This window comes from Winogradskyella aquimaris, from assembly GCF_042676105.1.
Taxonomy (GTDB): Bacteria; Bacteroidota; Bacteroidia; order Flavobacteriales; family Flavobacteriaceae; genus Winogradskyella; species Winogradskyella aquimaris.
On the sequence record NZ_JBHTJQ010000008.1, the window covers coordinates 53,546 to 78,665 of the forward strand.

Below are 25,120 nucleotides of genomic sequence, written 5' to 3' on the forward strand. Positions count from 1 at the left end.
CAAAGAGTCGCATTTTTTTTTTAATTCAGTTTAGGACTTAGTTGCCTGCTTCAATAGCTTTGGCTTTTTCCTTATTGGCCTTAAATTTATCCATCTCACCTAATGCACTATAAATATTTGCTAACTGATTATAGATATCAGCATTCTTTAGACCTGGATTATTCGCTGCAAATTGTTCCAAAATTTCAGCTCCTGTTTTAAACAGCTCACTTTTTTGAGCTTTTAATTCCTCATAGCGCTTGTTGTCAGCAGCAGAATTACCGAGCTCATTCATCTCATCATTCATCATATTACCTTTGTTTACTTCTAAAAACGACAAGTTTAAAGCAGCATTGGCATAGTCTGGTTTAAGCTTGAGGGTTTGTTCAAAGGCTTTCTTAGCAACGTCATATTGCTCTGCTTCCATAGCAGTGATACCAACATTGTAATTTAAGTCTGGATTATTTGGATCCCTTTTAAGCGCTTCTTTAAATAATTCAAAAGCCTTATCATTGTTTCCAACTTTAATTTGAATGGTTGCTTCAGTTAAAATTAAGTTGTTATCATCCGGAAACTCATTTCTAGCATCATTGATAGCCGCTAAAGCCTTCTCGTTATCACCTTGTGAAACGTAGATAAAGGCTATATTCTTTACGATATTAGCACGTTTAGATTCTTCCTTTCTATCGACTGGCTTAATATGAGTTTTTAACGTCTTAACTGCAAAATCCCTATTCGCTTCTTCAGGAAAAAACTCTTCTCCACCAGTCTCTTTATTGGTTGCGATATAGTTCATTTTGATACCGGTAAAACCTAAATCCTTAAGCTTAATAAAGTGCTTTAGGGACGTTTCATAGTCGTTATTTTGTGCGGCTAGAAGAGCTGCATTATATAAATATATGGTGTCTTTTGGTGAGATTTTATAAATATTGGCATAAGCTTTAGAAGCAACACCTACATTATTCTTTTTAAAGGCCTCATTGGCTTTATTTAAAAATGAATTATAAATCTCAGTCTTCATTTCATTAGCATCTTCAGTATAACGTAATTTACCAATGGCCGATTCATGAGTTTTCAATTCGTTTAAAGTTTCGACAACTTTATTCATATCGGCATCTGATGCTGCACCACCTGCATAAAGCGTTTGTGCTTTTAAGAATAAGAACTTAGCTTTCAACTTATCATCCATGTTGCCCATTAAACCTTCAGCAACTGATACTGCAGATTTAGCATCGGCATAATTTGAATTTTTAAGTGCTTTTTCAATAGCCTTTACTTCATTTTTCTGAGCAAAAGACATTGTTGCAACGGTGAAAATTAGCACTAATGTCATTAATTTTTTCATGTTGTAATAAATGTTTATGTTGTTAATTTTAGTTTTCTGTTTCATTATTATCAATAGCCGTGCCATCTTCATTTTTAGTAGAATTCTCAGTGACTTGACCTTCTATCTCATCTGAATTTTCTTCATCATCTTTCATGACCTTTGCTACTGCAGCAATTGAATCATTTCCTTTGAGATTTATAAGTTTTACACCTTGGGTCGCTCTACCCATTACACGTAAGTCAGCAACTTCCATTCTTATGGCAATACCTGATTTATTGATAATCATCAAATCATCATCGTCAGTCACATTTTTTATAGACACCAAGTTACCTGTTTTTTCTGTAATTGAAATGGTTTTTACACCTTTACCACCTCTATTTGTGATTCGATAATCATCTAAGCTTGAGCGTTTTCCGTACCCATTTTCTGAAACAACGAGGATATTACTCTTCATATCATCTACAGCAATCATACCAATAACTTCATCCTTGTCGTTAGCGAGTGTAATACCTCTCACACCAGAAGCATTTCTACCCATTGGTCTAGTTTTAGCCTCTTCGAAACGGATAGCTTTTCCAGACTTTAAGGCTAGCATCACTTGGCTTTCACCTGTGGTAAGTTTTGCTTCTAGCAATTCATCATCCTCTTTTATGGTTATGGCATTAATTCCATTAGTTCGAGGTCTAGAATATTGTTCGAGAGAAGTTTTCTTAACCTGACCTTTTTTCGTTGCCATAATGACATAATGACTGTTTATGTAATCTTCATCTTTAAGATCCTGGGTACAAATAAAAGCCATTACTTTATCGTCTTGCTCGATATTAATTAGATTCTGAATAGCCCTTCCTTTGGATGTTTTTGATCCTTCTGGTATTTCATAAACACGCATCCAGAAACATTTACCCTTTTGAGTAAAGAATAACATATATTGATGGTTTGTCCCTACGAACAAATGCTCCAAGAAGTCTTCGTTTCGTGTTGTTGATGCTTTTTGGCCCACACCACCTCTATGTTGTGTTTTATACTCTGTTAATGAAGTACGCTTAATGTAACCAGCATGTGAAATTGTAATTACAACTTTTTCATCTGGTATCATGTCCTCGATACTTAAGTCCCCACCTGCGTATTCTATTGTTGAACGACGCTCATCACCATACTTATCTCTAATAACTTCAAGCTCTTCCTTGATGATATCCATACGGCGCTCTTTCTTATCAAGGATGTCTTTAAGATCTTCAATGGTCTTCATTAACTCTTCGTACTCAGCTCTTAACTTGTCTTGCTCCAGACCAGTTAATTGTCTTAGTCGCATCTCTACGATAGCCTTGGCTTGAATTTCAGTTAATTTAAATCGCTCAATTAACTTTTCCCTAGCCTCATCAGCATTTGCTGATGCCCTAATTAGAGCTATGACCTCATCAATATTATCTGAAGCAATAATTAACCCTTCTAAAATATGTGCACGTTCCTCAGCCTTTCTAAGTTCATAGGTAGTCCTTCTGACAACCACATCATGTCTGTGCTCAACAAAATAATGAATTAGATCTTTTAGATTTAATAGCTGTGGTCTTCCTTCTACAAGGGCTATGTTATTAACACTAAAAGATGACTGTAATGCCGTGTACTTATATAATTTATTTAATACAATATTAGGGATGGCATCACGCTTAAGCACATAAACGATACGCATTCCTTTTCTGTCAGATTCATCTCTAATGGTAGAGATACCCTCAAGCTTTTTTTCGTTCACCAAGTCTGCAGTTTTCTTTATCATATCTGCTTTATTGACTTGATATGGTATTTCCGTTACAATGATACATTCACGGCCGTTAACTTCTTCAATATTGGCTTTACCGCGCATTACAATTCTCCCTCGACCAGTATGAAAAGCTTCTTTCACACCATCATATCCATAAATAGTTCCTCCAGTAGGAAAATCTGGTGCTTTGATGTACTGCATCAATTCATCTACTTCAATATTATTGTTATCGATGTAAGCGATAGTTCCATTAACAACTTCCGTGAGGTTGTGCGGTGGCATATTGGTAGCCATACCAACTGCTATACCTGAAGCTCCATTAACCAACAAACCTGGAATACGTGTCGGTAATACTGTAGGTTCTTGTAAAGTATCATCAAAATTCAACTTATGGTCAACTGTTTCCTTATCGATATCTGCTAACATTTCTTCAGATATCTTCTGCATTCTAGCTTCAGTATAACGCATCGCTGCTGGGCTATCACCATCAACAGAACCAAAGTTACCTTGACCATCTATAAGCATATATCTTAAACTCCACTCCTGAGCCATACGTACCATTGTATCATACACCGAGGTGTCACCGTGAGGATGATATTTACCAAGAACCTCACCAACGATTCTGGCTGATTTTTTATGAGCTGTATTTGCTCTAACACCAAGTTCGTGCATACCATAAAGTACACGTCTATGAACTGGTTTTAAGCCATCTCTTACATCTGGTAAAGCACGTGACACAATGACCGACATTGAGTAATCAATGTAGGCTGATTTCATTTCATCTTCAATGTTAATCGGAATGAGTTTTTCTCCTTCTGCCATATATAAAATTTATTAGATTTTTTCTAGGTTTTCAAAACGTGCTAATATACGCAATTCAGTAGTGTTTAAAGCGATATTGAATGTTGTTTTTAAGAGTTTTTATTAACAATTTTTAATATCTTTTTAGTTAATAAGTATCAATAAATTTGCTTTGATTTAAAATCCTTTTTTAGTCTATTCGTTAAACCATTTTATTTAAGGTATGGTTTTTGCCATTTAGATAATATGTTTTTACTATTTTTAATGCAGAAAGGAGTTTACTATGGATGATAATTTTTCCCCAAGAGTTAAAGATGTTATAGCGTTTAGTAAGGAAGAGGCTTTGCGTTTAGGTCATGATTTTATAGGCACTGAACATTTAATGTTAGGGCTTTTAAGAGACGGTAACGGCAAAGCTATTGATATATTAAGTGCACTGGAGGTTGATCTGAATCATTTAAGGCGTAAAGTCGAGATTTTAAGTCCAGCAAATCCAAATATTGCTACAACATCCAACGAAAAGAAAAACTTGCATCTTACAAGGCAAGCAGAGCGTGCGCTCAAAACAACATTTTTAGAAGCTAAGTTGTTTCAGAGTACCTCAATAAATACAGCACATTTATTATTGTGCATCCTAAGAAATGAAAACGACCCAACTACAAAACTTTTAAATAAGTTGAAGGTCGATTACGATAATGTTAAAGACGAATTTAAATCTATGATTACAAGTGAAGAAGATTTCCTAGACGAACCTAAAGCCGAGTCCTTTTCAGACGATGATGTTAATGAAGATGATGACGCTAAGCAAAATCCATTTGGAGGAAGTCAGTCTAGTAAAACAAATAAAAAGTCTAAGACACCTGTTTTAGACAACTTTGGTAGAGACTTAACCATCTTAGCCGAAGAAGGCAAGTTGGACCCTGTAGTAGGTCGAGAAAAAGAAATACAGCGTGTTTCTCAAATATTAAGCAGACGTAAAAAGAACAATCCTTTATTAATCGGTGAGCCTGGTGTAGGTAAATCTGCCATCGCAGAAGGCTTAGCCCTAAGAATCGTTAAGCGTAAAGTATCACGTAACCTATTTAACAAGCGTGTAGTCACTTTAGATCTTGCTAGTTTAGTAGCAGGAACGAAATACAGAGGGCAATTTGAAGAACGTATGAAGGCGGTTATGAATGAATTAGAAAAGAATGACGATATTATTCTTTTCATTGATGAAATCCATACCATTGTTGGTGCAGGTGGTGCTACCGGAAGCCTTGATGCCTCTAACATGTTTAAACCCGCTTTAGCAAGAGGTGAAATTCAATGTATTGGTGCTACGACTTTAGATGAATACCGACAATATATTGAAAAGGACGGCGCTTTAGAACGTCGTTTTCAAAAGGTAATTGTTGAACCTACTTCTGTAGAGGAAACTATAGAAATACTGAATAACATAAAAGGTAAATACGAAGAACATCATAATGTTGACTACACACCAGAAGCTATAGAAGCTTGTGTAAAACTGACGAATCGCTACATGACTGAGCGTTTCTTACCAGACAAGGCGATTGATGCTCTGGATGAAGCAGGTTCACGTGTACACATAACAAATATTGATGTTCCCAAACAGATTATCGAACTTGAAAAGAAACTCGAAGAAGTAAAGGAAACCAAAAATAGTGTTGTTAAAAAACAGAAATATGAAGAAGCTGCCAAGCTGAGAGATGATGAAAAACGACTGGAAAAGGAATTAGCTACAGCCCAAGAGAAATGGGAAGAAGAAACCAAACAACATAGAGAAATTGTAACTGAAGATAATGTTGCTGACGTTATTTCCATGATGACGGGTATTCCGGTTAATAAAATAGCCCAGACCGAACTTAACAAGTTGGCTAAACTGCCTGAACTTATTAAAGGACGTGTTATCGGACAAGATCCTGCCGTTGCTAAGGTTGTAAAAGCTATTCAGCGTAACAGAGCTGGTCTTAAAGATCCAAATAAACCAATTGGTTCATTTATCTTTTTAGGTCAAACAGGTGTTGGTAAAACGCAATTAGCAAAAGTCTTGGCTAGTGAATTGTTTGACAGTAACGATGCCCTAGTTCGAATAGATATGAGTGAATACATGGAAAAATTTGCTGTATCTAGGCTCATTGGTGCACCTCCAGGATATGTTGGTTATGAAGAAGGTGGACAGCTTACCGAGAAGATAAGACGCAAACCTTATGCGGTAGTTCTTCTTGATGAGATTGAAAAGGCTCACCCTGACGTTTTTAACATGTTGTTACAAGTCTTAGATGATGGTTACCTGACGGACAGTTTAGGTAGAAAAATTGATTTTAGAAATACCATCATTATCATGACCTCTAACATTGGCGCCCGAAAACTTAAGGATTTTGGAACTGGAGTTGGTTTTGGCACTTCAGCCAAAGAAGCTCAAGAATCTGAATATGCTAAGGGTGTTATTGAGAATGCACTTAAAAAAGCTTTTGCACCAGAATTCTTAAACAGAATTGATGATGTTATTGTCTTTAATACTTTAGAGAAGGAAGACATCAATAAAATTATTGATATTGAATTAGTAAAACTTGTAAAAAGAATTAAGGATTTGGGCTATGAGCTTGTCCTTACAGATAAAGCAAAAGACTATATTGCAGAAAAAGGTTTTGATAAACAATATGGCGCAAGACCTTTGAATAGAGCAATTCAAAAATATGTTGAAGATGCCCTTGCTGAAGAAATTATCAATTCTAAAATTCAGGAAGGAGACACCATAACAATGGATTTAGATACTAAAAAAGATGAGCTTAAAATTAAAGTAAAAAGCTCAAGTAAAACTACAGAATCTTAGCATCCTTATCATTTAATATTTCAAAACTCCTTTTATATAAAGGAGTTTTTTTTTATCTTAAACCTAGCGAAAGGGTATTAGCATGAAAGAAACAATTGTAAAATTGAAGTTTTGTACACTCTCTTTCTTTGATAATTATGTCATATCGGTTATCAATGAAGGTGAGCATGTGGACTATACTTTGAACAAAATTCTAATCAAAAAAATTGAGAAACATTTTAACAAACCTTTTGTTTATATAACCAATAGAATTAATTCTTATTCGGTAGATCCTAATATTTATCCGCGAACAACTGAAGTTAAAAACCTCGCAGGTTTTGCAGTTGTATCAAAAGCACATATGGCAAAGGTCAATGCCCAAATAGAACAAATGTTTTTTGGAAAACCATTCGAAATTTTCTCAGAACTGGAGGAAGCGATTGCTTGGGCAAAAAAAATATTAAAACAAAGCTAAGGCCATTGTTTAAAATTAGTGTTTTTCAACACCATAATTATTTAAAAACAATTCCTCTACCTCTATTTCAACATCCTTCAAAAATTGAATCGATGCTTCAATATCATCGTGCAATACTTCGTCTTCTTTTACAAAAGGTACTACTCTTCTGTAATGCTCTAAAAAGGATTCTAGTAGCGGTGACGTTTTCATGGGTCTTCTAAATTCCAAAGCTTGGGAGGCATTCATCAACTCTATGGCAATAACACGCTCTACATTCTGTATCAAATTGTAGGCTTGTGTCGCTGCATTTGCTCCCATACTTACATGGTCTTCTTGACCGTTACTAGACACAATACTATCAATACTTGCCGGAGAGGCTAATTGCTTGTTAGCACTCACTATGCTTGCTGCTGTATACTGAGGAATCATGAATCCTGAATTTAACCCAGGATTATCAACTAAAAAAGCTGGTAAACCCCTTAAACCAGAAACTAATTGAAAGATCCTGCGCTCAGAGATATTACCAATTTCGGCCATAGCAATTTTTAAATAATCTAAAGCCAGTGCCAAAGGTTGTCCATGGAAATTTCCACCAGATATAATTAAATCTTCCTCTGAAAAAATATTAGGATTGTCCGTTACTGAATTTATTTCGGTTAAGATTACTTTTTCTACAAAGTCCAAAGTATCCTTTGTTGCACCATGTACCTGTGGGATGCACCTAAACGAATAAGGGTCTTGGACATGTTCCTTTTCCCTATTAATCAATTCACTACCCTCTAAAAGTTCATTAAACCGTTTTGCTACCTTACGTTGTCCTGGGTGTGGTCTCACATCATGAACCAAATCATGAAACGGATCCAATCTACCATCAAATGCGTCTAAAGATATCGCTGAAATAATATCTGCTAAATAAGACGTTTTATGAGACATTAATAATAAATACACGCCATATGCACTCATAAATTGGGTGCCATTTAATAAGGCCAACCCTTCCTTTGCTTCCAACTTAATTGGTTCCCAATTAAATCGTTCTAAAAGTTCCGACGCCTCATAATTCTGCCCATCATGAACCACGCGCCCTTTTCCTAAAAGGGGCAATGCCAAATGTGCCAAAGGTGCTAAATCGCCTGAGGCACCAAGCGAACCTTGAGTAAATACAAATGGGAAAATATCATGATTAAAAAAGTCAATTAGACGTTCTACCGTTTTTAGTTGAACACCACTGTGCCCATAACTTAAAGATTGAATTTTTAAGAGCAACATCACTTTCACCACCGATTCTGGCACACGATCCCCAGTACCACAGGCATGGGACATCACTAGATTTTCCTGTAACTTTGTTAAATCTCTATCTGATATCTTTACATTATACAAAGAACCAAAACCGGTATTAATACCATACATTGGTTTTTTATTGTTAGCCAATTTAGTATCGAGATAAGTCTTACAGTCTCTAATTTTTTGAACAGATTCCTCTGAAAGTTTTAATTTCTTTTTGTCTTTGAAAATGTTGTAAATAGTTACAATATCTAAAGCATCGGATGAAATAAGATGATAATTATCCATAATTCTATTTTGATGGTTTCAAAATTGGGAATAATTTTTCGTTTCTCAAGAAATTGTTAATAAATCCGTATGTCTTGTATTTAGCCTTTTAATTCCTATTTTTAAAGTCAACAAAAACCTAATTATGAAAAAACTATTTATCCTTTGCATGGTCACATTAATTTTTGCCTGCAAAGAAGAACCTAAAATGGACTACACATTATTAACAGGTCAAATTGAAAACCCTACAGCTCAAGTAGTCTCCATTTATAATGGCCGAGAAAAAGTAAAAGATTTACCTCTAAATGAAAGTAACTCTTTTTCCGACACTTTAAGAGTTGAGCCTGGTTATTACACTTTCAGTCATGGAAGAGAAAGTTCATCAATTTTTTTAGCACCTGGTTACGATATTAAAGTTACGCTTAATACCAAAGAATTTGACGAAACCATAAGTTATTCCGGAAAAGGCTCTGAAAACAACAACTATTTAGCCGCAAAATATATGGCCAATGAAAATGCAAACCTGGATTATACCAAAGTTTTTGCATTGGAAGAAGATGAATTTCTTTCTAAAATGAACGCTCTTAAAAATGATAAGCTAAAAATGCTTAATAACACAGCAGGTCTTTCTGAAGCATTTAAAACACAAGAGAGAAAAAACATTGAATATGAGTATTTTTCGGACCTACAAAATTATTGGTCTTACCATTCGTATTATGCCAAAAAAGAAGAGTTTACTCCGTCTGAAGATTTTATAAAAAAGTTTAATTCCATAGATTTCAACAATCAGGAAGATTACGCATCTTTAGATAGCTATAAGCGTTTGGTACAAAACTATTATAATAATAAGATCAGTAAAAGTGATAACCCTTTAGAAGTTTTTAAAGACATAAATTCCAATGGTTTCCCTCAACTTAAAGAGGACTTAGCCAATAGTTTACGTTATAACATTGGACCAAATAATGAACACAACGAAACGTTATATAAAGGCTTAATGGCCATGTCATCTAACGAAAAATTTAAAGAGGACATAACCAAAAAGTATAATAAAGTTAAAACGTTGGCCAAAGGAATGCCTTCCCCAGAGTTTGTAGAGTATGAAAACCATAAGGGAGGAACAACATCCCTAAAAGATCTTAAAGGAAAATACGTTTATGTAGACGTTTGGGCAACTTGGTGTGGCCCTTGTATCAGGGAGATACCTTCACTTAAAAAAGTTGAAGAAGAATTTCACGATAAAAATATTGCTTTTGTAAGTACTTCCATAGACAAAGCCAAAGACCATAACACGTGGGTTGAAATGGTAAAGAATAAAGATTTGGGTGGTATTCAATTAATGGCAGATAATGATTGGAACTCTCAATTTGTAAAAGATTATGCAATTGAAGGTATACCAAGGTTTATTTTAATTGATCCAGAAGGGAATATCGTAAGTGCAGATGCTCCTAGGCCTTCTGACCCTAAATTGATAAGAATGTTTAAAGAGTTAAAAATTTAAGCCTAATTAAAACAAAAAAGCCTTCCTAGTGAAGGTTTTTTTATTCTTCTCTTTGTTCTTCTTGTTGTGGCTGCTCTTGTTGTTCTGGTTCGCTAAAAAGATCAATGTAGGCATTACATAAGTTTTCGATTAAATGACTCGCTATTAAACTTTGATAGCCATGGTCTTCCAATCCAATATCCGCCGCCTTACCATGTAAATACACACCAAAAATAGTGGCAGCAATTGGCTCATAGCCTTGTGCTAACAAACCTGTTATTATACCCGTTAGAACATCACCTGTTCCAGCGGTTGCCATACCAGGGTTTCCTGTTGTATTGATATAAAGTTTATCATCTAAAACGGTAATGGTATTTGCACCCTTGATGACAACTATAACTTTATGAGTTTTAGAAAATACTTTTGCTTTTTTTAGTTTATCAAAATCATCTGACCACTCTCCTACTAACCGTTCTAACTCCTTTGGATGTGGGGTTAATATGGTATGTTCTGGTAATAGGTTTAATAAGTCTTTCTTCTTGGATAAGATATTTAAACCATCTGCATCTATAACCAGTGGAATTTTATTGTTTCTTAAAAATAGCTCTAAGGCTTTTATGGTTTTATCTGCTGTACCCATTCCTATGCCTATTCCTACAACGCTAGGTTCTATATCAAATGAAATATTCGTTATGCATTCTTCTTCTTTATCTGTAATAACCATGGCCTCTGGAAATGAAGCTTGCATACTGTGGTATCCACATTTTGGAATAAATGCTGTTACCAGGCCTGATCCTGAGCTCAAGGCTGCTCTACTGGCCAAATTTACGGCTCCCATTTTGCCAAAGCTTCCACCAACTATTAAAGCATGTCCAAAATCCCCTTTATGGGAAAACTTTTCTCGTGGTTTATATAATGGTAAGACTTCAAATTTTGAAATAAGCTCAGCTTCAGCCTGAGTTTGCATTAAATAGTCCCGATCCATACCAATATCCAAAACTTCCCACTGTAAAGTAAATTTGGAAGTTTCAGGCAAAAAGAAAACTAATTTTGGGGACTGAAAACTAAGGGTGAAATTAGCATATACCACGGCATTTTCATCTTCAATGGCTTTGTCTGTATAAAGTCCAGAAGGAATATCTACAGACAAGGTAAATGCCTTGGAAGCTCTCCATTTCTGAAACAATTCCTGTACCCATTTATTTGGTTGACGGTTAAGGCCTATGCCGAATACAGCATCGACTATGATATCTCTTTCTTCGATCACAACATCTGAAAAATCACCCGCACAACTTAGTACTTTTGGCCAATCTTTTGTTGTAGATTTTATCCGATCATAATTAATCAAAAAGTCCTTAGAACGCTTATCGCTACAATTGACTATATAGGTAATTACATGGTAACCATGGGTAATTAAATGCCTCGCTAAGACCAATCCATCACCACCATTATTACCAATGCCACAAAACACATGAATAGGGACTTGTGCACCTTGCATCCGTAGATGAATCCAATTAAAAATTTGAGTGCCTGCGCGCTCCATAAGATCTGTTGAGGAAATATCCTGGCGCTCAGTCGTAAGCCTATCACCTTCATATATTTGTTCTTTAGAGAAAATTTTCATCGATTATTCTGTATATTATGAATGTAAAAATAAGATATTCCAAACCAACTGAATAATAATGCTTTTAGATTAATTGAATGGTGAAACAACTTTTTGAAACCAACCGACTTCGCATAATACCAATAACCACTAATGATGCGTCTTTCGCTTTAACACTTATGAATTCACCCAAATGGATTCAGTTTATTGGCGACAGAAACGTAAGGACCCTTAAAGATGCTAAGGCTTACATTAAAGAAAAAGCCTTACCGCAATACAAGACTTATGGTTATGGTAATAATGTGGTCATCAGAAAATCTGACAATGAAAAATTGGGCACTTGTGGTGTTTATCACAGAGAGGATAAAAATCAACCAGATTTAGGGTTCGCATTTTTACCACCTTATGAAGGCAAAGGTTATGCGTTTGAAGCAACCTCAAAACTTATCGAAGTAATGAGAGATACCTTTGGCCTGCATGAACTGAGTGCATACACTTTAGAAGAGAATTCGGCATCAAGAAAACTATTAGAACGGTTAAATTTTGAATTAAAAGGTACTGGAATATTACCAACAACTAATGAAGAACTCTTGCATTACCATCGCAAACTATAATTTTAACTAAGATAAAGGCAACTCATGTGCTTTTTTGCTAGGAAAGCCTGTAGATATGTACATTTAAGCTTTAATTTTAAGATATGAGAACGACCTTTTGTTTTGTTATATTTTGGCTTTTATCCTTTTTTTGGCTTGGAGCCCAACAATTTATATTAGAAACTGCATTGGATGCTAATGTTAATGAAACCTCAGGTCTTCTTTACATAAACAATACTTTAATAACGCATAACGATAGTGCAAATACCAACCAGTTATTTGAGATTGATATTGCAACCGGAAATGTATTTCGTACTGTGACAATTACCAATGCTACTAATGTTGATTGGGAAGATCTTACCCAGGACGGAACCTATATTTTCATTGGGGATTTTGGGAATTATGAAGGGGATAGAACCAACTTAAAGGTGTATAGAATTGCTATCGCAGACTTTTTGATAAACACGACTGTTACAGCGGATGTGATTAACTTTAGCTATGCAGATCAGAGCGATTTTACAACAAGCCCATTCGCAACCAACTTTGATGCCGAAAGTTTAATACATTACAATAATAGCCTTTATGTTTTTACGCGAAACTGGCTAGACGGAAACACTAATATTTACGAATTACCAAAAACACCAGGATCGTACAGTATTTCTAAGGTAGATACCTTAACGGCTGGTGGATTAGTGTCTGGCGCCACATACAACACCTTAAGCAACAAAATAATGATTACCGGCTTTGATAATAATGGTTCGTTTTTAATTGAATTAAACGGATTTAATTCTGGCTTATTTTCAAACGGAAGTGTAACCAAGACTTCGATTGCAGTACCTGAAAACTATTCCTTTCAAATTGAAGGTGTTTATCCCATAAATGCTGATGAATATTATATTACGGCAGAAGAAAATGGCACACTACAATCTGCGTTGTACAGTTTTAATGCCTCTACGCTCTCTGTAGATGAAATCGAGTCTACTCCAATCTCATTTTATCCCAACCCTGCTTCTTCAAAAATTATACTCAATAAAGATCATCTCAATTCAAAAATATATTCATCAACAGGTCAATTGGTGAAAACTTCAACCCGAAAACAAATAGATGTTTCAGATTTAAATGCAGGTATTTATTTTATAACTATTGAAGACCCAGAGGTTCATATTACGACAAGAAAACACTTAATAATAAATTAATTCAATATCCTAACCAAGAGTTCCTTGAGTAAATCCCCTTGAGGTACTGCATTGGCACCAACACCTTTACTCTTCACATCAAACTCCCGCAACAACGCCACCACAGCGCTAACTTTTTTCATGGGATAATTTCGTGCTGCCGTTAAATATTCATTAACAAAATACGGATTGATTCGTAATGCCGAAGCGACACTCCTAGGATTTTTATCAGACATACCATGAAGGTGCAATAATTGAGAGAAAAAGTTAAATAATAACGCCACGGTCATTACCATAGGATTATCCTTGGGATTATCAGCAAAGTATTTAGCAATCTGATGGGCTTTAACAATATTACGTTCCCCTACTGCCTTACGAAGCTCAAAATTATTAAAGTCTTTACTTATTCCTATATTATCTTCAATATGCTCAGGTGTGATTTGAGTGCCTTTGGGCAAAACAATTTTTAGTTTGTTGAGCTCATTATTAATCTTACTTAAATCGGCACCTAAGAACTCGACCAACATTTGAGCTGCTTTAAGCGAAATATCATAACCTTGACCTTTTAAAACACGTCTTATCCAATCTGGCACCTGATTGTCATAAAGCCTTTTACTTTCATAGACTACTCCTCCCCCTTTATTAATTGACTTATACAGTGCTTTACGCTTGTCTATTTTTTTATACTTGTAATTAACCACCAATACTGTCGTTGGTTGAGGATTTTCGGCATAAGCGGCAAGTTTCTCAATGGAACGGCTTAGGTCTTGAGCTTCTTTCACAATTACAACCTGTCGTTCTGACATCATAGGGTAACGCTTAGCATTACTCACAATATCATCTATCGTTACATCTCTTCCATAAAGTACCATTTGATTAAATCCTTTTTCGGATTCATCCAGCACATTATCTTCAATAAAATCTGAAAGTTTATCAATATAATAAGGCTCTTCACCCATTAAAAAATAGATGGGTCTAATTTGTCCTTTTTTTATATCCTCAACTAATGCTTTTACTTCGTCCAATCTCCTAAACAGTTTGCTCGAATGATATTATAATTTTAATTTTGTGAAGTGCAAAAACTTAACTTCCCACAGTTTGAATACCGTTTCAAAAGTAAAGAAAATAAAGTTTCTATTTTTGATGTTATTCGGAAAAAATTCATAGTTCTCCAACCAGAAGAATGGGTGAGACAACACTGTGTTCACTATCTTATTAACGAAAAAAAATATCCCAAATCCTTAATTAATGTTGAAAAAGAGTTAAACCTCAATGGACTAAAAAAACGTTACGATATCGTCATTTTTAATACGGATGGCAGTATTCATCTTATTGTTGAATGTAAGTCTTACAACATCCCAATAAATCAAGATACATTTGACCAAATTGCACGTTATAATTTAGCATTAAATGCCCAATTCCTTATGGTAACAAACGGGATAAATCATTATTATTGCCTAATGGATACGAAAGCTGAACGCTATTTGTTTTTAGAAGATATTCCAAATTATAAGAAAGCATAAATGTATACCAACCAAGACATAGCAATTGTAATTTTAAACTGGAATGGTAAGGCATTATTAGAGCAGTTTTTACCTTCGGTATTAAACTATTCCCAGCGTGCTACAGTTTATGTTGCAGATAATGCGTCCACAGATGGTTCTATTGATTTTGTACGTGCAAACTTCCCAGAGGTAAAGATTATTCAGAATGCTGAAAATTATGGTTATGCCAAAGGTTATAATGAAGCATTAAAAGACCTATCAGAGGACCTTCTTTGTCTTTTGAATAGTGATATTGAAGTTACTGAAAATTGGCTGAACCCAATCGCAGAGGCTTTTAATTCGGAAGGTGATGTAGGTATAATTCAACCTAAAATTTTGGATTATAATGACAAATCTAAATTTGAATACGCTGGTGCTGCAGGCGGTTTCATAGATAAATACGGCTATCCTTACTGTAGAGGTCGTATTTTTAATCATATTGAAGAAGACAAAGGACAATACAACGATATTACAGATGTGTTTTGGGCTTCAGGTGCTTGTTTTTTTATAAAGAATTCGGTTTTTAAAAACTTAGATGGTTTTGATGAGAGTTACTTTGCACACATGGAAGAAGTTGATCTATGCTGGCGTGCATTCAATAGTAATTATAAAACCAAATATGTCGGTAAATCTATCGTTTACCATGTTGGTGGTGCAACATTAAGCAACTCCAATCCCCAAAAAACATATTTAAACTTTAGAAACAGCCTGGTAACATTGGTAAAAAATACAGATACCAACGTGTTTTCTAAAACCTTAACGCGAATGGTTTTAGATGGTATAGCTGGAATTAGGTTTTTATTGTTATTCAAACCAATTCATCTTTGGGCCATATTAAAGGCGCATTATTCATTTTATATACAATTGAATAGTACTCTAAAAAAACGTAAAGTGCTGCCAAAGCGCTCAAACTACTTTAAAATAAAGTCTATTGTATGGTCTTATTTTATAAAGAAGAATAGAACTTTTTAATTGTTTATAAAACTGTTAAAAGTTTTGTTAATCTCTATCCTAGCCTATTTACTTTTCTCTAATTTTGATATGTTAAATTAACAATTTAAACTACACTTAAGATTATGAAATTGCAGATTCACGAAAACAAAAAAAATAAAACAAACATCATGAGTAAAAAACTAATGTTATTAAGTGTTTGCTCAATGTTTTTGCTCGCCTCTTGCGTATCGAAAAAGGAATATGCAGCACTTGAAGCAAAACAGCAAGAAACACAAGACTTATTGAACAGTGCTACAGTAAAATTAAATAAATGCCTTTCTGATGCAGCTGCTGCCAATGCCAGAGTAGAGACCATGAAAGATCAATTGGCCGATTTACGCAAGGCTAACCAAGACTTAATTGATACAAAAGGAAACCTAACAACCTTAACTCAAAAAGGTGCCGAAAACCTTGAAAAATCCTTGGAAAGCTTAAAAGAAAAAGATTTAAAGATTTCACGTTTACAAGATGCTTTGACCAAAAAAGACAGTGTAACACTTGCTATTGTTACTAGCTTGAAGAAAGAGGTAGGAATAAATGATCCTGACATAGAAATTAATGTAGAGAAAGGAGTTGTATTTATTTCAATTGCTGATAAATTATTATTTAAAAGTGGTAGTTACAACGTAACGGATAGAGCAAAAGAAGTTTTAGCTAAAGTGGCAAAAGTTATTAAGAGCAAGCCAACATTTGAAGCTATGGTAGAATCTCATACTGACAATGTTCCATATAGCAAGCCACCGCTATTAGACAACTGGGATCTTAGTGTAAAAAGAGCAACATCTGTAGTACGTGTTTTAGAGAGCTTAGAGGTTAATCCTCAGCAATTAATTGCCGCAGGCCGCAGTTATCATGTGCCTTTAGTAGCTAATGACACTGCAGAGAACAAAGCAAAAAATAGAAGAACTCGCATTATTGTACTTCCAAAAATTGATGAATTCTATGAAATGATAGAAGAAGAAATGAAAAATCTTTCAGCAGGGAATTAATTTTTAAGTAGTATCACAACAAACAAAAAACCCAATGCTTTCGCATTGGGTTTTTCTTTGCCTACTATCTATTTTATTGTATATAGTGATATGCTTTTACTAACCTTAAAAATTCTGCTCTATAACCTTCCTTATCTTCTCCTCTACCATGTTCAGCAAGTTCAATCACTTGAGACAGATTAGCATTATTGTCATATTTGGAATGTCTTAATTTCATACCATAAAGTGCTACTGCTGCTGCAAAATTCATATCAACTGAAGGCGCTGACACCTCTGTATTTTGTATATGAACCATCTCTATACTTTTTTCTCCATCTGGCTTTTTGTACCTGAATTTTACGGTGAATAATTCATCATTGTAAGTATTAGAATTTTCAGTTTGAGTGTACTTTAAGTTTGGGGTATCCTTTAGATATTTCGTTTCAACTCCAAATGGAACAACTTCGTAAAGTGCCGTTACGGTATGTCCGCTGCCTAATTCGCCTGCATCTTTAGTATCATCTACAAAGTCTTCATCATTCAATAATCTATTTTCATAACCTATCAATCTATAACCTTGCACTTTCTTTGGGTTAAATTCCACTTGAATCTTTACGTCCTTTGCAATTGTATATAAGGTACCTCCAAACTCTTTACCAAATACTTTTTGCGCTTCTTGCATGTTGTCAATGTAAGCATGATTCCCATTACCCTTATCCGCCAATATTTCTAACTTTGAATCTTTATAATTCCCATACCCAAAGCCTAATACCGATAAGAAAACACCCGATTTACGCTTTTCTTCAATCAATTTCTCCATGGCCTTATCACTTGATGGCCCAACATTAAAATCTCCATCTGTTGCCAAAATGACTCGATTATTACCGTTCTTTTTAAAATGTTTCTCAGCTAATTTATAAGCTAGTTTAATCCCTTGCCCTCCTGCTGTAGATCCACCAGCTTCAAGACGGTCTAATGCTTTTAATATTTTATCTTTTTTATGTCCTGATGTAGGTTCTAAAATAACACCTGCCGCACCCGCATATACTACAATAGACACCTTGTCTTTTTCCCTTAATTGATTGACCAATAGCTTAAAGGCATTTTTTAATAATGGTAACTTATTCTGAGAACTCATAGATCCAGAAACATCAATCAAAAAGGTAAGGTTTGACGCTGGCAACTCTTCATTTGTATAGGTTTTACCTTGTATACCAATTCGTACTAATTGGGTCTGATAGTGCCATGGTGTTTTAGTAACTTCAGTATGAATTGAAAACGGATGTTTATCTGTAGGTTGCGGATAATTGTAGTTGAAGTAGTTTACCATTTCCTCAATCTTAACCGCATCTGGCTCTATATAAGTTCCGCTGTTTATCATCCGTCTGATGTTGCTATAAGACGCTTTATCAACATCTATAGAAAAAGTTGAAAGCGGTGAGGTCGCTGTACTTTCAAAATTATTTTCATGAATTACAGCATAACTTTCATTTTCAAATCTAAAATTGCCTTGACGTGTAGTGATGACCACGCAACCGTGTTTCGCAATTTTTCCAAATTTATCTTTAGCTTCTGAACCTTCATAAACTATTTTACTATCTATATCGCTCTCAGGTATACTTTCAATAACGTGATTGTTTGCTGCGTTTATAGGTCTCCCATCTACAATATACAACGGCTTGCTTTTAGTAACTTTTTGATTTTTAGTTGAAATCAAAATCACCCCATTGGCACCTCTACTTCCATAGATGGAAGTTGCACTTGCATCTTTTAAAACCGTCATTGAAGAAATATTTGAGGGATCAATAGATTGCATTGCGCTGTCGCTTACTGGTTGGCCATCTATAACATACAACGGTTGACTATTACCATTAATTGATCCGTAACCTCTAATTCTAACCTCTGAAGTAAATCCTGGAGTTCCAGATCTAGTAATTACATTTACTCCTTTTACTTCTCCCCTTAGAGTTTGTTTTACATTGTTTGATTGTACTTGACTCGCTAATTTATCATGATAGGCTTTTTTGGCTTGTCGTTTTAGCTGTGCTCTACTGGGTGATCTATTATGAGAAACTACTGATGCTGTTCCTGTGAAAGATTGTTTAGTCGTTTTAGAATAACCTACAACAACTACTTCTTCTAAATTATGTACTTCTTCTAAGATCACATCATAAGTGTTGCCTTCTCCAATAGTGACCTCTGCTGTTTCCATACCAACAAAACTTACCACGAGGATGTCACCTAATTTTACGGTAATGGTATATTTACCTTCAAAATCGGTATTAACACCTTTTGAAGTCCCTTTAACAATAACACTTGCTCCTGGCAAGGGCAAGCCATCATTCGCAGTGGTTACAGTTCCTGATACTTCTTTTTCTTGAGCATAGCTACTCAAGGTAAAAAGAGAAATACATAAAATGAGAAATAGGTTTTTACTCACAAGATTTCTATTGTTCTTTATGAGTTTGTGAATCTTTGATTTCATAATGATTGTGCTTTAAGTTCTTTACAAACTTATAGTCAATCTCAACTATGAAAAATCGAAAATGAGTAAACAGACCCTTTGGATGAGTATGTTAACCTAATACTGATTCAATGGTTTTAGCACGTTGTATTTTACCATTCACCGTTTCTACAAACTTGTCTGTAATGTAGATGTGCTTAGGCACTTCAAACTTGGTAAGCTCTTTTATAAACCTGATTCTATTGGCAATACTTTCCGCTGAGTCTCTCGGGTTTTCAACTATTAAAACTAAGCGCTCTCCTAAGGTTTCATCATCTTCACCTGCTACAATAAAGCGTTCGTCAATAACTGGCTGTAGCTTATCTTCTATTTGTTCTGGAAATAATTTTACACCACCAGAATTAATAACATTATCATAGCGACCTAATAACTGAAAACTTGTCTCAGATTTTAAGTCCACTATATCATTTGTTGCTAAAGGTGCACTTAGCAAGTTAGGTGCATGTATAACTAAACATTGCCTTTCGTCTTGAGTAAAGGTAACGTTAGGTATCGCCTTAAAATATTTCTCACCTTTAGAAGCTTTGGATGTTAGCTGTCTAACTGCGACATGCGTTACGGTCTCAGTCATTCCATAGGTTTCAAAAAACTTGGAATTACAGGTTTTAATCCGTTCCAACAAGGGTTGTGTTACCTTAGAACCGCCAACAATAATCGTCTTAATATTATTCGTATATTTTAAAGTGTGCTTTAATTGCAACGGAATCATAGCACAGAAATCATAAGGTTTTTCGTAATCGAAAATTGGATGTGCACTTGGCTCGACAAAATCTATTTCAAGTCCCAAAATCATAGACCTTACCAACATCATCTTACCCGCAATGTAATGACTTGGTAAACAATCCATAGCTGTGCCACCAGGCTCTAGACCAAAGAAATCACCAGTGGCAATAGCCGAGTTTACCATAGCCTGCTTTTTGAGTTTGATTAGTTTTGGTTGTCCAGTAGAACCAGACGTTTTTACTTCTATATACTCACTATCATTTAACCAATCAATCAAAAAATTACCTGTTGACTTTTCGTAAGGATCTCCTTCTTTTATAAGGCTGTAGGCCACTTCTTTTAGGTCTTCATGATCGTAGTGTAACCCATTTAATTTAAATCTATTATGAACTTTATCGAACTTTGGTGTCATTATTCTCCTATGATTTTATAGTCTTCTTTTGGTGGCTCGGAAACTTTACCAAATAAACGTTCTTGCCAATTTTTCCAACCATATCGTTTTGATAAAATTAATAACATAATCGGATAAACGACCAGTACTGGTATTAAAATTTCGCCAACAATACTCATTGAGGGTTCTGCTGTACTCTTAAAAATAGCATCGGTCTGTAAGGCGGTCCAATCTGCTGTAACCAATAACGATGCTAATAAATTATTACCTAAATGAAATCCTAAGGCCAGTTCTAAACCATCATCCATTAGCGTCATGATTCCTAACAAGAGACCTGTACCTATATAAAATATCATCATTTTCCAGAAACCAACATTTGCAACTTCTGGATTAGCGCTATGGGCTATGCCAAATAATACTGATGTTAAAATCAAAGGAAACCACTTATTTTTTACCATTACTCCAATATGCTGCATAAAATATCCTCTAAACAGAAATTCCTCTAAACCAATTTGAAAAGGAAAAAGTATGATACTTACGATAAATAAAATTGAAAACTTTTTTAAATTGAATTGATAAATTATCTCTGAAGAATCTATGCTATAACTGATAAAAAATGACCCAATAGTAAAGATGGCAATCATCATAAAGGAAAAGAATACTCTACCATAATCTATTTTTTGTCTTGCTGTAGTTAAGGATAATAAACTGCGCTGGTGCACAAACTTTACCATAACAAATAACAAACCCAATAAAAATGCAAATGGTATAAGATTAATGGCAAGGTTAAGACTTGAAGGGATACCTTTCATCATTTCATAAGCCGCCTCCATATCTGAAGGATCGGTTATTAGATAGAGTACAAAATTTGCCAAAAATATGCCTGCCACCAATATAGTGGTTAAGATAAACATCCATAGATGACGTTGGCCTTTATAAGCTTGTTGTATATAGTTCATCAGTGTAAATTAAATTTCCAATTTATATTTTTATCGTATTGCAAAGTACCATTTTTTACATGTAATGGCGAGTCAAAATTATTAGTAAATAAACTTCCTGTGCCAAGTCCTTGAGGCATGGTGTTATTTAGTGTATATGTCCACTGGGCAATAGCATTTAAGCCAACATTGCTTTCTAGTGCACTAGTAATCCACCATTTTATTTTTAAATCTTCGGCAACGGTTATCCATTGCTGACTACCACCCAAACCACCAACCAAACTTGGCTTAAGAATGATATATTGTGGTTTTATGGTTTGGAGAACTTTTAACTTCTCCTCTTTTGAAAAAACACCTATTAACTCTTCATCCAAAGCTATTGGTATGGGAGACGCTTCACAAAGCCTAGCCATATCTTCAAATTGTTTTGGCTTAATAGGCTGTTCAATAGAGTGTAGCTGGTATTCTGAAAGATACTTCAATTTATCCAAAGCATCTTTGGGCAAAAATGCTCCATTAGCATCTACACGCAATTCAATATCGGAAATCGAAAACTCTTTGCGGATAGACTTGAGAATATTGAGTTCGGTTTGAAAATCTATGGCACCAATCTTTAACTTTATGCAATCGAAACCAGCTTCAATCTTTTCTTTGACCTGCTTGCGCATAAAGGCTTCATCTCCCATCCAAACCAAACCATTAATAGGAACAACATCTTGACCCTTTGTAAATTTTGAAGGATACAAATCGAATTCGGACTCACTCTGTAAAGACTTAAATGCCATTTCTAATCCAAATTGAATACTTGGATAGTCTATAAGCTCACTAAGCAATCTGTCTAAACCTAAATGAATATTTTCACAAGTCCATTTTAGTTTGGCTTCATAGTTTGGTTTGTCGTCTATACTTAAACCCCTTAATAATCCGCACTCACCAATGCCCTTACCGTGTTCCGATTTTAAAATTATAAACCAGGTTTCCTTAGTGGTCATTACGCCTCTAGACGTACCGCTCGGTCGCTTAAAATTCAGTATATACTTGTGGTAGGTAGCTGTCATATTTCGATGGTAAAAATAGTTAATTATTTTCGTATTTTAGAAGCTCAAATACACCTACAAATGCCAGATTTTCCAAACATTATTCTTTACGCCATTCCGTTTTTTATTTTGGCTATGTTACTAGAATTGTATGTAACAACCAAAGCCCAATTAAAACATGTAAAGGGTTATGAACCTAAGGATGCTTTTTCCTCTATAGCCATGGGCTTAGGCAATGTCATTTTGGGATTTGCAAGTAAAGCTTTGGTGTTATTGGCGTTGTTTTGGGTTTATGATAACTTTAGACTCTTTACAATACCTATTGCGTGGTGGTCTTTTGTCCTTTTGTTTTTTGCCGATGATCTTTCCTATTATTGGTTTCATCGTATTTCACATGAATGTCGCTTGTTTTGGGCGTCTCACGTGGTGCATCATTCCTCCCAACATTACAATTTAAGTACAGCTTTAAGACAAACATGGTCTGGTGGTTTTTATTCTTTTGTCTTTTGGCTGTGGTTACCCCTTTTAGGATTTCATCCTGCCATGATTTTATTACAAATGTCCATTAGTTTACTGTATCAATTTTGGATTCATACAGAAGCTATAGACAAGATGCCCTCATGGTTTGAAGCTGTTTTTAACACTCCATCCCATCATAGGGTTCATCATGGAAGTAATCCAATTTATTTAGATCGTAATCATGCTGGTATTTTAATAATTTGGGATAAACTCTTTGGGACATTTCAGCCAGAATTGGAGGAAGAAAAAGTGAGATATGGCTTGGTTAAAAATATCAATACTTTTAATCCCGTAAAAATCGCATTTTTGGAATGGTGGTACATGATAAAAGATGCCTTTACAGGCAGAAAAACAGTCAAAGAGCGTTTTATGTACCTCATAAAGCCACCTGGTTGGAGGCATGATGGCACTGGTAAAATTAGTGATGAATTAAGGGAAGATTGGTTAAATTCAAATAAAAATTTATGACATTTAACAATAAAGTAATTTGGATTACTGGTGCTTCAAGTGGCATTGGCCGAGCTGTAGCTATGGAACTCTCAAAACAAAACTGCAAACTCATTTTATCCTCTCGAAGAGAGCAAGCTTTACTCGAAGTTAAACAGGAATGTACCGACCCAAAAAGTGTTGAAGTCTTAACACTTGATCTTTCAGACTATAAAAACATGCCGAACATTGTTGATAATGCTATTTCCATTTTTGGTAGGGTTGATGTGTTAATCAATAATGGCGGTATAAGTCAACGTTCTGCTATTATTGACACCTCTATCGAAGTGGACAAAAAACTCATGGAAATAGATTATCTTGGAACCATAGCGCTTTCAAAAGCCCTATTACCTCATTTTATTACTAACAAAGGTGGGCAATATGTAGTGGTATCAAGTCTTATGGGAAAATTTAGTTCTCCTTTAAGATCTGCATATTGTGGAGCTAAACATGCGCTTCACGGTTTTTTTGATGCCCTACGCTTAGAGCATGATAAGGATAATATAAAGGTAACCATGATTTGTCCTGGCTTTGTAAATACAAACGTCGCTCGCAATGCCCTAATTGGAGATGGTTCTACCCAAGGTTATCAAGATACCATGACCGAAAATGGATTAGAAGTCCACAAATTTGCTAAGAAAATGATAAAAGCTATCCAAAAAGAAAAGTTTGAAGCTTACATTGGTAAATTTGAAAGGTTTGGTGTCTATGTAAAACGGCTTTCACCAAGACTCATCCATAAACTTGTATTGAGAAGTAAGGTTAGGTAATTATACTTCCATACTACCACCTATTTCTAGCAACTTGAGTGTTTTTAGTTTAGAATCGAATTTTGCTTTAGCTCTTACCTTATCAATTTCAATATAACCAAAGGTATCATAATGGTAACCTAAAACTCTATCGCATTTTAAAAATCGGGTAGCGATAATGGCATCTTCAACACCCATTGTAAAATTATCGCCTATTGGTAAAACTGCAAGATCTAAATCATAATTCTGACCTAATATTTTCATATCGTAATGCAATGCCGTATCACCTGCTATATATAACGTCTTTTTATCTGTTTGTATTACGAAACCACCTGGCTGTCCTCCATATTTACCATCTGGAAATGATGATGTATGAACTGCGTTGACATATTTTACCTTTCCAAAGTCAAAATTCCAAGAGCCACCATGATTCATGGGATGTCCCTTAAAACCTAAATTCTGGTAATGCACGACTATTTCATAATTAGAAACAATAACTGCATTTGTCCTTTTGGCAATCCTTTCAACATCCAAGATATGATCTTGGTGTGCATGGGTTATTAAAATATAATCCGCTTTAATACTATCAATATCTATATGAGATGCTTTTTCGTTTCCAGAGATAAACGGATCCACAAGAAGGTGAACATCGTTAATCTCAATTCCTAGACATGCATGACCGTAGAATGTAATTTCCATTTTATTCAAATTTAG

General features: G+C 34.9%; 20 protein-coding genes. 10 read left to right on the top strand and 10 right to left on the bottom strand.

The window, feature by feature from the left end; translation table 11 throughout:
- Positions 1-37 precede the first annotated feature (37 nt).
- Entirely contained in the window at positions 38-1,324 is a 1,287-nt protein-coding gene (locus ACFQ1K_RS06670) for a tetratricopeptide repeat protein (RefSeq protein ID WP_320556667.1), read from the bottom strand.
- A gap of 28 nt (positions 1,325-1,352) precedes the next feature.
- A complete protein-coding gene (gene gyrA / locus ACFQ1K_RS06675) occupies positions 1,353-3,887 on the bottom strand; it encodes a DNA gyrase subunit A (protein ID WP_320556666.1) in 2,535 nt (844 codons plus the stop codon).
- Between the two features lie 262 nt (positions 3,888-4,149).
- Between gyrA and ACFQ1K_RS06680 the strand changes: the two genes are divergently transcribed.
- Both ACFQ1K_RS06680 and ACFQ1K_RS06685 read left to right on the top strand, forming a co-directional pair.
- On the top strand, positions 4,150-6,702 hold the full coding sequence (locus ACFQ1K_RS06680; RefSeq protein ID WP_320556665.1) for an ATP-dependent Clp protease ATP-binding subunit: 2,553 nt from the start codon (positions 4,150-4,152) through the stop codon (positions 6,700-6,702).
- A gap of 82 nt (positions 6,703-6,784) precedes the next feature.
- Positions 6,785-7,156, top strand: a complete 372-nt coding sequence (locus ACFQ1K_RS06685) for a hypothetical protein (RefSeq protein WP_320556664.1) — start codon at positions 6,785-6,787, stop codon at positions 7,154-7,156.
- Between the two features lie 15 nt (positions 7,157-7,171).
- Here ACFQ1K_RS06685 and hutH read toward each other — a convergent pair whose 3' ends face one another.
- The gene (hutH, locus tag ACFQ1K_RS06690; protein ID WP_320556663.1) at positions 7,172-8,707 is read right to left on the bottom strand and encodes a histidine ammonia-lyase; all 1,536 of its coding nucleotides are present in this window, start codon (positions 8,705-8,707) and stop codon (positions 7,172-7,174) included.
- Between the two features lie 124 nt (positions 8,708-8,831).
- On the opposite strand from hutH, the gene ACFQ1K_RS06695 reads away from it, so the two are divergent.
- Entirely contained in the window at positions 8,832-10,184 is a 1,353-nt protein-coding gene (locus ACFQ1K_RS06695) for a TlpA family protein disulfide reductase (protein WP_320556662.1), read from the top strand.
- A 40-nt stretch (positions 10,185-10,224) separates the two neighbouring features.
- On the opposite strand, the gene ACFQ1K_RS06700 is transcribed toward ACFQ1K_RS06695, so the two are convergent.
- Complete coding sequence (locus ACFQ1K_RS06700; protein ID WP_320556661.1) at positions 10,225-11,787, bottom strand: NAD(P)H-hydrate dehydratase; 1,563 nt, start codon at positions 11,785-11,787, stop codon at positions 10,225-10,227.
- Positions 11,788-11,864: 77 nt separating this feature from the next.
- Between ACFQ1K_RS06700 and ACFQ1K_RS06705 the strand changes: the two genes are divergently transcribed.
- Positions 11,865-12,380, top strand: coding sequence for a GNAT family N-acetyltransferase (locus ACFQ1K_RS06705; RefSeq protein ID WP_320556660.1), 516 nt, complete (start codon positions 11,865-11,867; stop codon positions 12,378-12,380).
- A gap of 83 nt (positions 12,381-12,463) precedes the next feature.
- Complete coding sequence (locus ACFQ1K_RS06710; protein WP_320556659.1) at positions 12,464-13,555, top strand: T9SS type A sorting domain-containing protein; 1,092 nt, start codon at positions 12,464-12,466, stop codon at positions 13,553-13,555.
- Here the strand turns inward: ACFQ1K_RS06710 and holA are convergent.
- Positions 13,552-14,559, bottom strand: coding sequence for a DNA polymerase III subunit delta (holA, locus tag ACFQ1K_RS06715; protein WP_320556658.1), 1,008 nt, complete (start codon positions 14,557-14,559; stop codon positions 13,552-13,554). The genes ACFQ1K_RS06710 and holA overlap by 4 nt on opposite strands.
- A gap of 48 nt (positions 14,560-14,607) precedes the next feature.
- Here holA and ACFQ1K_RS06720 point away from each other — a divergent pair, with 48 nt between their 5' ends.
- From ACFQ1K_RS06720 to ACFQ1K_RS06730, 3 genes are all read left to right on the top strand, one after another.
- The gene (locus tag ACFQ1K_RS06720) at positions 14,608-15,057 is read left to right on the top strand and encodes a type I restriction enzyme HsdR N-terminal domain-containing protein (RefSeq protein WP_320556657.1); all 450 of its coding nucleotides are present in this window, start codon (positions 14,608-14,610) and stop codon (positions 15,055-15,057) included.
- Complete coding sequence (locus tag ACFQ1K_RS06725) at positions 15,058-16,050, top strand: glycosyltransferase family 2 protein (RefSeq protein ID WP_320556656.1); 993 nt, start codon at positions 15,058-15,060, stop codon at positions 16,048-16,050.
- A gap of 149 nt (positions 16,051-16,199) precedes the next feature.
- A complete protein-coding gene (locus ACFQ1K_RS06730) occupies positions 16,200-17,060 on the top strand; it encodes an OmpA/MotB family protein (protein WP_320556655.1) in 861 nt (286 codons plus the stop codon).
- Positions 17,061-17,133: 73 nt separating this feature from the next.
- On the opposite strand, the gene ACFQ1K_RS06735 is transcribed toward ACFQ1K_RS06730, so the two are convergent.
- From ACFQ1K_RS06735 to ACFQ1K_RS06750, 4 genes are all read right to left on the bottom strand, one after another.
- Positions 17,134-19,524 carry a YfbK domain-containing protein gene (locus tag ACFQ1K_RS06735; protein ID WP_320556654.1) on the bottom strand — a complete coding sequence of 797 codons (2,391 nt, stop codon included), beginning with the start codon at positions 19,522-19,524 and terminating at the stop codon, positions 17,134-17,136.
- A 91-nt stretch (positions 19,525-19,615) separates the two neighbouring features.
- Positions 19,616-20,698, bottom strand: a complete 1,083-nt coding sequence (locus tag ACFQ1K_RS06740) for an AMP-binding protein (protein WP_320556653.1) — start codon at positions 20,696-20,698, stop codon at positions 19,616-19,618.
- Positions 20,698-21,636 carry a CPBP family intramembrane glutamic endopeptidase gene (locus tag ACFQ1K_RS06745; protein ID WP_320556652.1) on the bottom strand — a complete coding sequence of 313 codons (939 nt, stop codon included), beginning with the start codon at positions 21,634-21,636 and terminating at the stop codon, positions 20,698-20,700. Before ACFQ1K_RS06745 ends, ACFQ1K_RS06740 begins: the two co-directional genes overlap by 1 nt.
- The gene (locus ACFQ1K_RS06750; protein WP_320556651.1) at positions 21,636-22,673 is read right to left on the bottom strand and encodes an o-succinylbenzoate synthase; all 1,038 of its coding nucleotides are present in this window, start codon (positions 22,671-22,673) and stop codon (positions 21,636-21,638) included. Before ACFQ1K_RS06750 ends, ACFQ1K_RS06745 begins: the two co-directional genes overlap by 1 nt.
- A gap of 60 nt (positions 22,674-22,733) precedes the next feature.
- On the opposite strand from ACFQ1K_RS06750, the gene ACFQ1K_RS06755 reads away from it, so the two are divergent.
- Both ACFQ1K_RS06755 and ACFQ1K_RS06760 read left to right on the top strand, forming a co-directional pair.
- On the top strand, positions 22,734-23,639 hold the full coding sequence (locus tag ACFQ1K_RS06755) for a sterol desaturase family protein (RefSeq protein WP_320556650.1): 906 nt from the start codon (positions 22,734-22,736) through the stop codon (positions 23,637-23,639).
- Positions 23,636-24,427, top strand: a complete 792-nt coding sequence (locus ACFQ1K_RS06760; protein ID WP_320556649.1) for an SDR family oxidoreductase — start codon at positions 23,636-23,638, stop codon at positions 24,425-24,427. The genes ACFQ1K_RS06755 and ACFQ1K_RS06760 overlap by 4 nt, the downstream gene beginning before the upstream one ends.
- On the opposite strand, the gene ACFQ1K_RS06765 is transcribed toward ACFQ1K_RS06760, so the two are convergent.
- Positions 24,428-25,105, bottom strand: a complete 678-nt coding sequence (locus tag ACFQ1K_RS06765; RefSeq protein ID WP_320556648.1) for a metal-dependent hydrolase — start codon at positions 25,103-25,105, stop codon at positions 24,428-24,430.
- Between the last annotated feature and the right edge of the window lie 15 nt (positions 25,106-25,120).

What these genes read in the sequence shown, in the direction of transcription:
- ACFQ1K_RS06670 (WP_320556667.1), bottom strand. Translation starts at nt 1,324, where the DNA reads ATGAAAAAATTAATGACATTAGTGCTAATTTTCACCGTTGCAACAATG.
- gyrA (WP_320556666.1), bottom strand. Translation starts at nt 3,887, where the DNA reads ATGGCAGAAGGAGAAAAACTCATTCCGATTAACATTGAAGATGAAATG.
- ACFQ1K_RS06680 (WP_320556665.1), top strand. Translation starts at nt 4,150, where the DNA reads ATGGATGATAATTTTTCCCCAAGAGTTAAAGATGTTATAGCGTTTAGT.
- ACFQ1K_RS06685 (WP_320556664.1), top strand. Translation starts at nt 6,785, where the DNA reads ATGAAAGAAACAATTGTAAAATTGAAGTTTTGTACACTCTCTTTCTTT.
- hutH (WP_320556663.1), bottom strand. Translation starts at nt 8,707, where the DNA reads ATGGATAATTATCATCTTATTTCATCCGATGCTTTAGATATTGTAACT.
- ACFQ1K_RS06695 (WP_320556662.1), top strand. Translation starts at nt 8,832, where the DNA reads ATGAAAAAACTATTTATCCTTTGCATGGTCACATTAATTTTTGCCTGC.
- ACFQ1K_RS06700 (WP_320556661.1), bottom strand. Translation starts at nt 11,787, where the DNA reads ATGAAAATTTTCTCTAAAGAACAAATATATGAAGGTGATAGGCTTACG.
- ACFQ1K_RS06705 (WP_320556660.1), top strand. Translation starts at nt 11,865, where the DNA reads ATGGTGAAACAACTTTTTGAAACCAACCGACTTCGCATAATACCAATA.
- ACFQ1K_RS06710 (WP_320556659.1), top strand. Translation starts at nt 12,464, where the DNA reads ATGAGAACGACCTTTTGTTTTGTTATATTTTGGCTTTTATCCTTTTTT.
- ACFQ1K_RS06725 (WP_320556656.1), top strand. Translation starts at nt 15,058, where the DNA reads ATGTATACCAACCAAGACATAGCAATTGTAATTTTAAACTGGAATGGT.
- ACFQ1K_RS06730 (WP_320556655.1), top strand. Translation starts at nt 16,200, where the DNA reads ATGAGTAAAAAACTAATGTTATTAAGTGTTTGCTCAATGTTTTTGCTC.
- ACFQ1K_RS06735 (WP_320556654.1), bottom strand. Translation starts at nt 19,524, where the DNA reads ATGAAATCAAAGATTCACAAACTCATAAAGAACAATAGAAATCTTGTG.
- ACFQ1K_RS06740 (WP_320556653.1), bottom strand. Translation starts at nt 20,698, where the DNA reads ATGACACCAAAGTTCGATAAAGTTCATAATAGATTTAAATTAAATGGG.
- ACFQ1K_RS06745 (WP_320556652.1), bottom strand. Translation starts at nt 21,636, where the DNA reads ATGAACTATATACAACAAGCTTATAAAGGCCAACGTCATCTATGGATG.
- ACFQ1K_RS06750 (WP_320556651.1), bottom strand. Translation starts at nt 22,673, where the DNA reads ATGACAGCTACCTACCACAAGTATATACTGAATTTTAAGCGACCGAGC.
- ACFQ1K_RS06755 (WP_320556650.1), top strand. Translation starts at nt 22,734, where the DNA reads ATGCCAGATTTTCCAAACATTATTCTTTACGCCATTCCGTTTTTTATT.
- ACFQ1K_RS06760 (WP_320556649.1), top strand. Translation starts at nt 23,636, where the DNA reads ATGACATTTAACAATAAAGTAATTTGGATTACTGGTGCTTCAAGTGGC.
- ACFQ1K_RS06765 (WP_320556648.1), bottom strand. Translation starts at nt 25,105, where the DNA reads ATGGAAATTACATTCTACGGTCATGCATGTCTAGGAATTGAGATTAAC.